This is a genomic window from Flavobacteriaceae bacterium HL-DH10 (assembly GCA_031826515.1).
GTDB lineage: Bacteria > Bacteroidota > Bacteroidia > Flavobacteriales > Flavobacteriaceae > Thalassobellus > Thalassobellus suaedae.
In genome coordinates, this window is record CP134536.1 from 2,383,488 (window position 1) to 2,397,833 (window position 14,346).

At 30.9% G+C, this 14,346-nt stretch carries 11 protein-coding genes; 6 read left to right on the forward strand and 5 right to left on the reverse strand.

Annotated elements, in window-relative coordinates; genetic code table 11:
* The first annotated feature begins 136 nt into the window (after positions 1-136).
* The 5 genes from RHP49_10150 to RHP49_10170 all read left to right on the forward strand — a co-directional run bounded on the left by RHP49_10150 (position 137) and on the right by RHP49_10170 (position 7,169).
* Positions 137-2,359, forward strand: coding sequence for a S9 family peptidase (locus RHP49_10150; protein WNH11273.1), 2,223 nt, complete (start codon positions 137-139; stop codon positions 2,357-2,359).
* 38 nt (positions 2,360-2,397) lie between these two features.
* The gene (locus RHP49_10155; protein WNH11274.1) at positions 2,398-3,957 is read left to right on the forward strand and encodes a peptide MFS transporter; all 1,560 of its coding nucleotides are present in this window, start codon (positions 2,398-2,400) and stop codon (positions 3,955-3,957) included.
* A gap of 68 nt (positions 3,958-4,025) precedes the next feature.
* Complete coding sequence (locus RHP49_10160; protein WNH11275.1) at positions 4,026-5,810, forward strand: peptide MFS transporter; 1,785 nt, start codon at positions 4,026-4,028, stop codon at positions 5,808-5,810.
* 169 nt (positions 5,811-5,979) lie between these two features.
* Positions 5,980-6,447 carry a thioredoxin family protein gene (locus RHP49_10165; GenBank protein WNH11276.1) on the forward strand — a complete coding sequence of 156 codons (468 nt, stop codon included), beginning with the start codon at positions 5,980-5,982 and terminating at the stop codon, positions 6,445-6,447.
* Positions 6,448-6,620: 173 nt separating this feature from the next.
* Positions 6,621-7,169, forward strand: coding sequence for a thioredoxin fold domain-containing protein (locus tag RHP49_10170; GenBank protein ID WNH11277.1), 549 nt, complete (start codon positions 6,621-6,623; stop codon positions 7,167-7,169).
* Positions 7,170-7,174: 5 nt separating this feature from the next.
* Here RHP49_10170 and RHP49_10175 read toward each other — a convergent pair whose 3' ends face one another.
* The 5 genes from RHP49_10175 to surE are packed head-to-tail and all read right to left on the reverse strand — an operon-like array spanning position 7,175 to position 12,021.
* Positions 7,175-9,214 carry a ComEC/Rec2 family competence protein gene (locus tag RHP49_10175; GenBank protein WNH11278.1) on the reverse strand — a complete coding sequence of 680 codons (2,040 nt, stop codon included), beginning with the start codon at positions 9,212-9,214 and terminating at the stop codon, positions 7,175-7,177.
* 23 nt (positions 9,215-9,237) lie between these two features.
* Positions 9,238-9,795 carry a C40 family peptidase gene (locus RHP49_10180; protein ID WNH11279.1) on the reverse strand — a complete coding sequence of 186 codons (558 nt, stop codon included), beginning with the start codon at positions 9,793-9,795 and terminating at the stop codon, positions 9,238-9,240.
* 8 nt (positions 9,796-9,803) lie between these two features.
* Positions 9,804-10,916 (reverse strand): lipid-A-disaccharide synthase, encoded by a 1,113-nt coding sequence (gene lpxB, locus RHP49_10185; protein ID WNH11280.1) that lies wholly within the window; start codon positions 10,914-10,916, stop codon positions 9,804-9,806.
* A gap of 25 nt (positions 10,917-10,941) precedes the next feature.
* A complete protein-coding gene (locus tag RHP49_10190) occupies positions 10,942-11,223 on the reverse strand; it encodes a hypothetical protein (GenBank protein ID WNH11281.1) in 282 nt (93 codons plus the stop codon).
* A gap of 21 nt (positions 11,224-11,244) precedes the next feature.
* Positions 11,245-12,021 carry a 5'/3'-nucleotidase SurE gene (surE, locus tag RHP49_10195; GenBank protein WNH11282.1) on the reverse strand — a complete coding sequence of 259 codons (777 nt, stop codon included), beginning with the start codon at positions 12,019-12,021 and terminating at the stop codon, positions 11,245-11,247.
* A gap of 168 nt (positions 12,022-12,189) precedes the next feature.
* On the opposite strand from surE, the gene RHP49_10200 reads away from it, so the two are divergent.
* Positions 12,190-14,340 (forward strand): carboxy terminal-processing peptidase, encoded by a 2,151-nt coding sequence (locus tag RHP49_10200; protein ID WNH11283.1) that lies wholly within the window; start codon positions 12,190-12,192, stop codon positions 14,338-14,340.
* Positions 14,341-14,346: the final 6 nt, after the last annotated feature.

The window sequence follows — 14,346 nt, forward strand, 5'->3', positions numbered from 1 at the left end:
TGCAAAGATACCACTCTTAGTATGAAAATAGAAAACGTTGTTTAAAACTCGAAGATATTTAAGTGTTAATTTAAAAGGTTTTTTGCGTGAATTTTAGTAAACTTGTCATCGTTTTACGGAATAAACATCATTTTTAATGAAATACCTAAAATTCTACTTTTATATTTGTACTTTTTTCGTTACAATTTTATCTGCACAACCTAAAGAAATATCCCTTGAAGAAATTTGGACAGGAGCTTATAGAACCGAAAGCATGGAAGTTTTACATTCCATGGCTAATGGACAACAATATTCCGTTTTAAATTTTGATAGGAAAGCAGGTTTTACATCTATAGATATTTACAGCTATAAAACGCTTGAAAAGGTTAAAACCATAGTAGATTCTAGAAATATAAAAGCGCTAAGATATTTTTCAGATTATACGTTTAGTAAGGATGAAAGTAAAGTAATTTTAGCAACTAATCAGGAATCAATTTACAGGTATTCTAAACTTGGGAATTATTATGTGTTTAATATAAAGGATAATTCTATTACATCTATTTCTGAAGACAAAATTCAAGAACCTACCTTTTCGCCAGATGGCACTAAGGTCGCTTTTGCGAAAGCAAATAATTTATATATAAAAGATTTAATTTCTGGCAAAACAACTCAAATAACCTTTGATGGTAAAAAGAATGAAATAATTAATGGTATTACCGATTGGGTTTACGAAGAAGAATTTTCTGAAAGTCAATTAACTTATAAAGAAGTCTATTCTTTTGTTCGTGCTTTTGAATGGAATACAGATAGTGATAAAATAGCGTTTATTCGTTTTGATGAAACCAATGTTCCAGAGTTTTCTATGGATATTTATGGGGAAGACCTATACCAAACGCAGCAAGTTTTTAAATACCCAAAAGCTGGAGAAGCTAACTCTGAAGTGTCTTTACATATATATAATTTGCAAAATGAAAATACTAAAGAAGTTAAATTAGATAAGGCTTATAATGATTTTTATATTCCTAGAATAAAATGGACGAAAAACCCTGATTTACTTAGTGCTCAATATTTAAATAGACACCAAAATGAATTGGATTTATGGTTTGTTAATGCCAAAACAGAAACGTCTACTTTGGTATTAGAAGAAAAGGATGATGCTTTTGTTAATGTGACTAATAATTTAACCTTTTTAAAAGACGATAGTTTTATTTGGACAAGTGATAAGGATGGTTTTAACCATATTTATCATTACGATAAAAACGGAAAACTCATAAATCAAATAACCAAAGGAAATTGGGAGGTTACGAGTTATTATGGTTATGATGAAAAGACGAATAGCGTTTTTTATCAATCAACCGAAATGGGTTCGATAAATCGTGATGTATATTCAATAAAATTAAATGGTCGAGGTAAAATAAGATTGACTAAAAGAGAAGGGACTAATGCCGCATCATTTAGTGCCGATTTTTCATATTTTATAAATATGTTTTCAAGCGCAATTACACCTCCAGAATATACGTTGAACTCTGCTAAGTCTGGCGATCTTATTAAAAGAATTAAGGATAATGAGGTATTATCTCAAAAACTTTCAGATTATAAAACTTCAAAAAAAGAATTTAGTACTATTCATGTTAATGGAGAAGACCTAAACATGTGGATGATTAAGCCATTAAATTTTAACTCATCAAAAAAGTACCCATTACTTATGTATCAGTATTCAGGTCCTGGGTCTCAAGAAGTGGCAAATCAATGGAATAGTGCAAATGATTATTGGTTTTATTATTTAGCGTCAAAAGGTTGTGTTATTGTATGTGCAGATGGTCGTGGAACACCATTTAAAGGCGCCGAGTTTCAAAAATGCATTTATGGTCAATTAGGAAAATATGCAGTTGAGGATCAAATAGCTGTTGCAAAGAAATTAAGCGAAGAACCATTTATAGATGCAAGCAGAATTGGTATTTGGGGTTGGAGCTTTGGTGGTTTTACAAGTAGTAATTGTTTATTTAAAGGGAACGATATATTTAAGATGGCTATAGCAGTGGCTCCTGTTTCTAATTGGAGATTTTATGATTCTATTTATACAGAACGATTCTTAGGGACTCCTCAAGAAAATCCTAGTGGGTATGATGATAACTCACCTATAAGTCATGTAGATAAATTAGAAGGCGATTTTCTTTTAATTCACGGGTCTGCTGATGATAACGTACATTTACAAAACACGATGCGTTTAGCTGAAGCTTTAATTCAAGCAGATAAACAATTTGATTGGGCTATATATCCCGATAAAAATCATGGTATTTATGGAGGAAATACCAGATTACATCTTTATAAAAAAATGACTAATTTCATTAACGAAAAACTTGGAGATAAAAGAGAGTAAAATTAAATGAGAAACTAAAATTAACTAACTATAAATTTATGTCAGATACAATATTAAAGCCACACCAAAGAGAATTATTTGGGCAACCAATTGGGTTGTATATTTTATTTTTAACTGAAATGTGGGAACGTTTTTCGTATTATGGGATGAGAGCGTTATTAGTTTTATATATGACAACTTCTACTCTTGGAGATGACGCTAGAGGAGCGGGTTTAGGATGGACAAGTAAAGAAGCTTTGGCTCTTTATGGTTGGTATACTATGTTGGTGTATGTTATGTCTATCCCTGGAGGTATGATTGCAGATAAATTAATAGGACAAAAAAAAGCTGTTTTATTAGGAGCTGTTGTTTTGTGTATAGGTCATGGGGTTTTAGTGTTGACTGATATATGGGCATTTTATACAGGGCTTGGATTGGTTATTTTAGGTGTAGGATTATTAAAGCCAAATATTTCAACAATGGTTGGTGGTTTGTATAAAGAAGGAGATATTAGACGAGATAAAGGCTTTAGCATTTTCTATATAGGTATTAACTTAGGTTCATTACTAGCAACTATGATTGTAGGAGGTGTGGTTGCTAAATGGGGATGGCATGCAGGTTTTGGACTTGCAGGTATTGTTATGGTTTTAGGTTTAATAAATTATATAGGAGGTCAGAAATACTTAGAGCAAGTAGGGAATTTTGTATCAAGTACAGGAAATGAAAATGAGGTGTCTTATGGAAAACTGTATTCTAAATTATTCAGTTCTCCTAAACAACTTCTGATTGCTATTATTTTATTAGTAGCTTCTATTTTTGGATGGTATAAAATGGATTGGGGGTATGGTATGCTTTTTATCTTTTTAACAGCTATTGCTGCACTTCTAATGATGATTTATAAAGAATTAGAGACTCAAGTTTATAAAGATCGTTTTATGGTATTATTATTATCATTTATTATGGTAATAATTTTTTGGGGAGCTTTTGAACAGGCAGGAGGATTAATGAATTTATATACAGATACAAAAACAAATAGAAACTTTTTCGGATTGTTTGAAATCCCTACGGTAATGTACCAAAGTTTAAATGCTGGTTTTATTATATTATTCGCGACACTAGTAGCCAGTATTTGGGCAAAAAGAAAGTTGAAAGGAAGTGAAGCCTCATCATTATTTAAAATGGCATTAGGTATAATTATTATGGGGTTTGGATTCTTATTTATGGTATTTGCTGCAATACAATTTGAAAAGTCTGGTACATCTAGTATGATATGGTTGGTACTAGCCTATTTTTTTCATACTATTGGAGAGCTTTGTATTTCTCCAGTAGCATTGTCATTTATTACCAAACTAGCTCCAGTTAAGTATGCGTCTTTAATGATGGGGGTATATTTTGCAGCTACAGGTTTAGGAAATAAAGTAGCAGGTATAGTAGGGGAATCTGCTACAGATTATGGAGAATATACTATTTTTTTAGGAATTTTAATTTTTACTATGATTATTGGAGCATTGTTTATTTTAATTTTGAAACCTTTAAAGCGCTTAACCCATAAGGCTGAAGACAATGAACGTGAGATGCATTCAGATGAAGCAGAAGGTTTCGAATTAGCAGATAATTAAATATATAACCAACCTCATGAGTTTTTAAACTTGTGAGGTTTATTTTTTACATAAACCAAAATATTTTTATGAATACAGATGTCGAGAATCTATTTAAAGAGAAAGTAATTGGCCACCCAGCAGGCTTATTTGTTATATTTTTTACTGAAATGTGGGAACGGTTTTCATTTTACGGAATGAAAATATTATTAGTGCTATTTCTAACAGCACCTTTTTTAAGTAATAATCCAGGTTGGGAATGGTCTAGAGAAAATGCTTTGGCTTTAATTGGGACGTATTCTTCATTGTTATATTTAACTCCAATAGTAGGAGGATACATAGCAGATAAGATTACAGGTTATAAATGGGCTGTTATTATAGGTTGTTTTATTATGATGCTTGGTCATGCTGCTATGGTTTTTGAAACCACATGGTCTTTATATTTAGGCTTGGCTTTGTTGGTTATTGGTACTGGTTTTTTTAAACCTAATATGACTTCTATGATTTCTGAAATGTATAAAGGGAAAGAGTCTAAGAAAGATGGAGCTTATACCATTTATTATATGGGAGTTAATGCAGGTGCGTTTTTTGGAATGATGCTTTGTGGATACTTAGCCGAAAATATAGGATGGAGTTATGGTTTTGGCTTAGCAGGGATTTTTATGCTTGGTGGTTTGGTTCAGTTTTGGTTAGCAAAAGATTTATTTGGTCATATAGGAGAGAAACCATCAAAAGTGTATGAGGTTGAGTTGCCTCAAAATATTAATGAAGAAAGTCCAAAAGAACATGATACAGCTTCAGTTAAAGATAAATTGAATCCTTTTACAACATTAGATAAAATATTAATTGTTTTATCAGCATTAGGTGGTCTTTTGTATTTGTTTAATGATCCTTTGTCAAAAATTGGAAACCTTAATCTATTACCATTTAGCCTAGGTAGTTTAGATGGCTCAAATGCCACTGTTTTAATAGCATTAGTGTTGTTTTTATTTTTAATTATTTCTAGGATGTCAAGGTATAATCCTGTAGTACGAGATAAGATAATTGCAGTTTCTATTTTTGGAATATTTACAGTGTTTTTCTTTGGTGCTTTTGAACAGTCGCTTGGATCAATGACGCTTTTTGCAAGAGATTATACAGCAAGAGCTTTAAGTGGGAATTCGGCGTTAATATTTAAAGTAATTGACACAATTCTTACCATTGTGCCTTTAGCTATTATAACATGGGTTTTGTATTTGTTATTCAAAAAAACATATTCAAAAATTCCCTATTCTAATATAGTTTTAGGAGCAACATTTGTTTTTTTATGGTTTGTAGTTTTTTATAAAATTAATAATGAATTTAGTAAAGAAACAACAGAGGTTGGTGCTTCATGGTTTGGAATTTTAAATTCATTCTTTATAATAACATTAGCACCATTATTTTCAAAATGGTGGGAAAGTAAATATAATCCAAGTGTTGCTATGAAATATGGCATTGGTCTTATTCTTTTAGGGTTAGGTTTTGGTATTTTAGTGTTTGGAACTATGGCAATTCCACAAGGCGCTAAAACGGCTTCTGTAAGTATGATATTTTTAATCTTGGCTTATTTGTTTCATACTATGGGAGAACTATGTATTTCTCCAGTTGGATTATCTTATCTGAGTAAGTTGGTTCCTGGAAGGATGATTGGTTTTATGTTTGGAATTTGGTATTTAGCTATAGCAATAGGTAATAAAGCAGCAGGTTCTATGGGAGGCATGATTGATAAAGTAACTGAACAATATTCGTTAAGTACATTTTTCTTAATATTTACTTTAGTTCCTATGGGTATAGGCGTTATTTCTATGATATTAAATCCCATCCTTAAAAAACTAATGCATGGTGTACGTTAATCGATAAAAAAGTTAAAAAACATTCAAAAAGCTCCTAATTAGGAGCTTTTTTTGTAAGTTAGGAACAGCTTTTTAGAAAATTGAACTATATAACATCCCTAACGAAATATTGATGTCTAATGGGATGATTATTTGAATGAGACAAATGACCCCAAAAAAATATAGATACATGAAACGACTAATTATAGTATTACTATTAACCGTTACAATAGCGTTAAATAGTTTCGCTCAAAAAAAATTAACCTGGCATACAGATATGGATAAAGCCTATGAGATAGCTACAAAGGAGAATAAACCACTTTTATTGTTTTTTACTGGATCAGATTGGTGTGGTTGGTGCATTAAATTGCAGAATGAAGTTTTAAAAACAGCCGATTTTGAAAAATGGGCAAAAGACAATGTGATATTAGTGGAATTAGATTTTCCTAAAAGAAAAGCATTGGATAAAAAGCTTCAAATTCAGAATCGTCAAATGCAACAGATGTTTCAGGTAAGAGGATATCCGTCAATACATTTTGCTAAACCAGAAAAAACAGTAGAAGGAAAAAAGAGTTTAAGCAAACTTGGTGATACTGGATATGTTCGTGGTGGTGCTAAAAAATGGTTGGAAGTTGCAAATAATATTGTTAATAATTAGAACCTAATCATTGTTTAGTTCATAGAGTATTGGTGTTTTTATGATATTGAATCCGATTCTTGTAAACTAACTCGCAGAGTTCTTTAATTGAAAAATGTTAAAAAAGATGCAAAAAACTCTTAATTATAAGCTTTTTTTGTAAGTTCGGAACATGTTTTGTAACTAACATATCTATGAAAAAGACAATATATATAACGCTGATAACGATTCTAACAACTGTATACGCAAAGGCTCAAGAAATTAATTGGGTAACATTAGAACAGGCTGTTGAGCTTCAGAAAAATGAGCCTAAAAAAATTATGATGGATGTTTTTACCAGTTGGTGCGGACCTTGTAAAATGCTTGATAAAAACACCTTTCACAATAAAGATGTCGCTACATATGTTAATAAACATTATTATGCAGTGAAATTTAATGCTGAAGGTAATGATGAGGTTAATTTTAAAGGGAAAAAATTCTCAAATCCAAATTACAATCCTGCTTTAGCGAACAGACGTAATTCTGCACACGAATTATCTCGTTATTTTCAAGTTCAAGCTTATCCTACCATAGTGTTTTTGGATGAAAAAGGGGAGTTAATAGCGCCAATTAAAGGATATCAATCTCCTGCGCAATTGGAGTTGTATTTAAAAATGTTTAATAAAGATGATCATAAAAAAATTACGACTCAAGAAGAATTTAGCACGTATTACAAAGCCTTTAAGTCTGAATTTAAGAGTTGAAAGTTTTAATAACTAATTATAAAAGCTCCCTTTTTACTAGTTTGGTGAAAAGGGAGTTTTCTTTTTTTGCAAATTGATTCCCAGTTTTCAATATACGATTTGTAATTACTACCATCGGCAATAATCTGTTTTGGTTCTATTGAATCAATGAGTCTGTTTAAGTTTATCTTTGGTGATTGCCTTAGTAAAACATAATCGGGAGTAAATGACTTTACGTTGTAAGTTCCTGAGCTATCAATAACTAAAAGCTTTGTTTTGTTTAATAGATAAACAGATTGAATACTGTCTTTTTTTATAGTCTTTATATGGTTTCCTATAGTGTAATCTTTAATGATTTTATTTTTGAGTTGTGTTAAACTATCAAAATCCTGTGCGATAGTTATTTTATTTTTTGTGGCATTTCCTAATAAACTATATCTGCTTTTATGAAATACAATAAATTCATTTTTAGGTTTGATATAGTTGGTAAAAATAATTGCACATTGAAAAATAACAATGCTAATTAAAAACAATTTCAAATTATAAAACCGCCATTTTTTAATGAGTCTTATTGACGTAATTATTAATACATATGATACTAATACATACAATAAACTAAAAGGAATATCTTTAAATAAAAATGATTCTTGTTTAGAAATCCAACCTACAAAATCATTCATATAGCCAATAATACTTCCGTAAAGGTTTGCTATAGACTGAGGTAATACGTTTAATACGGCTAATAAAATAACAAGGATTCCAAAACCTAAAATAATACCTAAAACAGGAATAATAACTAGGTTTGATATAAAAAATAAACTAGGTAATTGATGAAAATAATATAAACTCACTGGGATGATTCCGAACTGTGCAGAAACCGTTATAGTAAATGTATACCAATAGATATCAATTATTTTATTCTTAGGTTTCCACAAATTGTATAGTAAAGGATCTATTGCAACAATAGCAAATACTGCTAAATAGCTTAATTGGAAACCAACATCAAATAAAAACATAGGTTTAAAAAGCAAAATAATGAACATTGATATTGCTAAAGTGTTATAAATGTTGGTTGGTCTTTTTAGATTTAATGCAATAGCAACAATGCTAAACATGGTAACGGCACGAGTAACCGAAGCCGATAATCCAGCTATTAAAGCAAAACTCCATAAAAAAGTAACCAGTAAAATAGTTTTAATGAGTTTTCCGTGTTTAAAATTTTCTATAGGTTTAAAAAGAAAACTAAGAATAAGTAAAATGATACCTACATGTAAGCCTGAAACTGCCAGAATATGTATGGCACCTGCATTAGTGTAACTGCTATACACTTCCTCGTTAATATCTTGTCGTTGTCCAAGTAAAAGCGCGTTAATTATAGCAAGCTCATTAGGTTCAAAATGGTAAAGTTTTAGTTTCGTATTAATATAATCTCTTATGTTATTAGCAATCCCAAATATAGTATGTGTATGAGAACTAACTTTTAAAAGAGAAGCGTTAGAAAGGAATAACTGGTGATAAATGTATTTTTTCTCTAAGTAGTTTTTATAATCGAATTGATGTGGGTTTAAGGGGTGTATTAAATCTTTAAAATTCGATTTACAAATAAAAATAGCATCAACTTTTAGGGGTAATTGTGTCGAGTCTTTTTGGATGTTTAAAAGTAATTTCCCAGATAATTTATGGTCATCTATATTTAAAATATTAATGACATATTTGTTGTAATAACGACCTGGTTTTAAAACTTCTCTAATTCTAAATGTAATGATTTTTGAAGTGTCAGTTCCTTTTGAAAGTTGATGTGTGTAGTGATTAGAAACGTTTTTTTGATTATGAAAATGAGTTGTTAAAATACCAATAAAAATCATTAAAATAAATGCTAAAACACCAAACCAAATAGTTTTTATAAATTGATTTTTGGCTATTGAAAAGACTATAAATAGGATACCAAGAAAAGTAAAAGTAGTGTATAATATCGTGTTTAAAGTGAGGTTGTATAAATACCCGATTAAAATGCCAATGATGAGGCAGAACGTTAATTTAATAATGGTGAAATTGAGCAGTTTCATACCTGTGTAAGATAAGAAATATCTTATAATACGTGGCGGGCTTCAAAAAAAGCTTTGAGCCAATAGTCTTCATTTAACCATGAAGTTATAACCCCATTGCTAGTTGTGGCATGTATAAATTGAATATTATTGTTTTTTATGGCAATAATTAATCCCACATGGTTAATCGTATTCCTTCTATTTCCTGTTTTAAAAAATAGTAAATCCCCTGTATTAACGGCTTTTAATGGGATTTTTTTACCACGTTTAGCCATGTCTCTTGATATTCTGGGTAATAAAATATCATAAGCTCTAAAAGATTCAAAGATTAATCCAGAACAATCCATTCCAGATTTTGTGGTGCCACCCCATTTGTAACGTACACCTTCAAATTGTTTAGCGTAGTTTATTATGTTTTCAGGTCGTGTTAAAATATTGGTTTCAGCAGAATGAATATTTTTAAATTCATCTTTTGTATTTACAACATCCAGTTGTTTTGTAATTATTCTTGAAGAAGTCGTCCTTTTACTTTTATCTTGTTTTGAAGATTTGCAGCTACTAAAGCATGTTATTATAATTAATATTAAAATAATTTGCTTCATCTTAATACTTATGCTTTAATGGCGTTATAAATTAAACGAGCCGTTTTTTTGCTGGCACCTTTTCCGCCTAAGGCTTTTTCTAAATCGTAATAATCAGTAAAAAGTTTTTTACGTGTTGCAGGATTTAAAATATTTTCAAGCTCTTTTTTAAGATTTTTTTTATTGAAATCATTTTGAATAAGTTCGGTAACAACTTCTTTATCCATAACCAAATTTACTAACGAGATAAATTTAAGGGTAATAATTTGCTTTGCAATATAATATGAAATAGCACTTCCTTTATAGCAAACTACTTGAGGGACTTTAAATAAAGCAGTTTCTAAAGTTGCTGTGCCTGAGGTTACTAAAGCAGCACTAGAAACACTTAGTAAATCGTAAGTTTTATTTGCTATAAAATGTACTTGAGACGATTTGATAAAAGTTTGATAGAAACTATAATCTTGACTTGGAGCTCCAGCAATTACAAATTGATAATCTGGAAAATCATTTACCAAACTTAGCATTACCGAAAGCATTTTTTTTATTTCTTGTTTTCTACTTCCAGGTAGTAAGGCTATAATGGGTTTTTTACTTAGTTTATGTATTTTTCTAAATTCAAATTCATCAACTTGCTTTCTGTTAGATATGGCATCAATTAGTGGATGTCCAACAAATTCAACCTTATAATCGTATGTTTTGTAAAAATCTTGAACAAAGGGAAGAATGACATACATGGCATCAATATCATGCTTGATAGCTTTTACTCTACTGGCTCTAGATGCCCATACCTGTGGCGAAATATAATAATGGGTTTTATAGTTTTCTTGTTTCGCCCATTTGGCTATACGTAAATTGAAACCCGAGTTGTCTATAAAAACTACAACATCAGGGTTAAATTTTTTAATATCTTCTTTGCAAAAAGAAATGAGTTTGAAAATTTTATTGAGGTTCATAATAACTTCAATAAATCCCATAAATGCGCGCTCTTTGTAATGTTTTACTAAAGTGCCTCCAGTGGCTTGCATAAGGTCGCCTCCCCAAAATCTAATATCGGCATTTACATCTTCGTTTAGTAATGCTTTCATTAGGTTTGATCCATGTAAATCGCCTGAAGCTTCCCCAGCAAGAATGTAATATTTCATGAAATACTATTATTATTTATATTGATCAGAAAAGTTTAAATACAAATGTAAAAAGTGCTATAAAAACGGTTATTAATAATACGCCACGAGCTCTATAATCTTGTTTTTTTCTTATAAAAACAAAAAAGGCAACTAAATTTAAAACAGCACCTAAGCTAATTAATTTGCCTAAAAAGCCTTCATTGGCCGCCGCTTTAATTACAGTTGTAAAATCATCGCCTTGCCCTAATAAATTAGCTGCTATAAAAAGCCCCATAGCATTTGCTATAAGTCCAACAAACATGCCTATAAAAATTTCTTTTTTCATTTATGTTGATTTTTTTTGATACTATTTTAAATCCCAGGTATTTAAGTTTTTAATGAAGTAATGCGCTGTTAAATCAAATTGAACAGGAACTACTGAAACATAACCATTTTCTAAAGCCCATTCATCGGTATCTTCGCCACCATCTAAATTAACAAATTTTCCGGTAAGCCAATAATAATCTTTTCCTTGTGGGGTTTTGCGTTTGTCAAACTCTTCAACCCAATTCGCTTTTGCTTGTCGGCAAATTTTGATTCCTTTTATATTGTTTTCTGGGACATTAGGAATATTCACGTTTAAAACAACACCGCTAGGTAAGCCTTCTTTTAAAACGTTTTCTGTAATGGTTTTTACGTATGCTTTTGAAGCTTCAAAATTCGCATTCCATTTGTAATCAAGTAATGAAAAACCTATGGCTGGAATCCCTTCAATACCAGCTTCAATAGCAGCACTCATAGTACCAGAATAAATTACATTTATTGATGAATTTGAGCCGTGGTTTATACCTGAAACACAAAGATCTGGCTTTCTTGGGGATAATACTCTAATGGCTAATTTAACACAATCGGCAGGAGTGCCAGAGCAGCTAAACTCTTTTTGCGATGTTTTATTATTTATATTTATTTCTTCGGCATGTAAGGTGGAGTCTAGAGTAATAGCATGTCCCATACCGCTTTGTGGACTATTAGGCGCAACCACAATAACGTCTCCTATAGATTTCATGATATCTATAAGTGTCCTAATACCTGGCGCATTTATACCGTCATCATTAGTAACTAAAATAAGGGGTCTTTCTGTCATTTGTAATCTTAATAGGTGTCGCTAAAATACGTAATTTCCTTAGGAAACTGCTTATTTCTTTAGTTTAACAAAAAATTAGTAGCAATTGCCTTTATTGGCATGGTTTTTTCTTTATTTTAGTGCAAATAATGTTGGGCTTTAATTTTGTGGGCCATGAAAAATTAATTTATGAAAAGAATTATGAAGAGAAATTATAAAATATTATCACTCTTATTGTTGTTAGCGTTTGCATCGTGTAGTTTCACGTCTAAAACGTTTAGCAATCCAGATAAAGATAAGTTGTTAATACAAGTTATTACGTTTGTTTTAGAGCAAGGGCATTTTGATCCGGTAGCTATTGATGATGATTTTTCAGCTGAGTTATTTGATGATTATGTGAAAGTCTTAGATCCAGTTAAACGTTATTTTTATGAATCGGATATTAAGGATTTTGAAAAATTCAAATTAAATATTGACGACCAAATAAAAGCTACAGATATTACATTTTTTAATGTAACTAACGAAAGATTGCTTAAACGTATTGAAGAGGCTAAAGAAATTTATAAAGAAGTATTATCTAAACCTTTTGATTATAATGTAGAGGAATCCTATGAAACCGATTATGATAAAATAGGTTATGTAAAAAACAAAAATGAAATGAAAGATCGTTGGAGAAAACTACTTAAGTTTTCGACACTTTCTAATTATGATGATCTCTATACAGAAGAAAAGCAGCTTAAAGAAAAAGAGGCATCATACGTAATGAAAACTGATGCAGAAATTGAAAAGGAAGCACGAGAATCAACTTTAAAATCACTGAATATATTATTTAATGATTACATAGATGATAAAGAGCGTGAAGATTATTTTGCAGAATATGTAAATACTATTGTTGAAGAATTCGATCCGCATACGTACTATTTAGCACCTAGAAACAAGGAGGATTTCGATCAGCGTATGTCTGGTAAGCTAGAAGGTATTGGAGCTCGACTTCAAAAAAGAATGGACTACATTAAAATTGTAGAACTAATATCTGGTGGGCCAGCATGGAGAAGTAATGAGCTTCAAGTTGAAGATATTATTTTAAAGGCGAAACAGGAAGATGAAGAATATCCAGTAGATCTTGTTGGAATGCGAATTAGTGATGCTATCAAATATATCAAGGGACCAAAAGGTACTAAGGTAACTTTAACCATAAAGAGAGTAGATGGTTCTATTGAAGATGTAACCATTACAAGAGATGTTGTTGAGTTAGTTGAAACTTATGCAAAAGCATCGGTAGTTACTAAAGGCAATAAAAAGTTTGGTGTTATTAATTTACCTGCATTTTATGTAGACTTTAAAGATTATAAAAATGTTAATGCTGCTAAAGATGTTAAAAAGGAAATAGAGCGATTAAAAGCTGATGGAATGGAAGGCTTGGTGCTAGATTTACGTAATAATGGTGGTGGTTCTTTACCGGCAGTTGTTGAAATGGCTGGGTTGTTTATAGAAGACGGACCTATAGTGCAAGTACGTTCTACTGGTGAAGCAAAAGATGTATTGAGAGATAGAGATAAATCGATTACTTGGGATGGACCATTAGTTATTTTAGTTAATGAGATATCAGCTTCTGCTTCAGAAATTATGTCTGCAGCCATGCAAGATTATAAAAGAGCCGTTATTATTGGTAGTAAACAAACTTATGGAAAAGGAACCGTTCAAAATGTGGTAAACCTTAATAATATGCTAAGAAATAATACAAGTGGAGACTTAGGGGCATTGGCAGTAACAACTCAAAAATATTATAGAATCAATGGTGGTTCTGTACAGTTAGAAGGTGTTAAGAGTGATGTTGAAGTACCTGGTAGATTTAGTTTTATTAATGTAGGTGAAAAAGATAAAGACAACCCATTACCTTGGGATGAAATTGATGCAGCCGATTATACGCCTTGGGAAAGTTATTTCGATTATAGTACCACTATTTCTAAAAGTAAGGAACGCATGAGTAGCAATGGGCAATTAAAGCTTATTGAAGAAAATGCTAAATGGGTAAAAAGTAAAATAGATGAAACGCTTTATTCTTTAAACTATAATGCATATAAAGCGCAGTTAGAACAAAATGATGAAGAGTCAAAACAATTTGATGGCATATCAGATTATAAAACGAATTTAACGTTTGATTCTACTACTTATGAAAAATCGCTTTTTGAAACGGATACTACCGATTTAAAAGAAAAGCGCGAACGTTGGCACAAGAATTTAAGTCAAGATGTATATGTAGAAGAAGCTTTAAATGTGTTAGAAGATTTAAAAACCTCTTTCCCTGTTAAAAATATGGCGTCTGCTGTAAAAAATTAAGCTGGT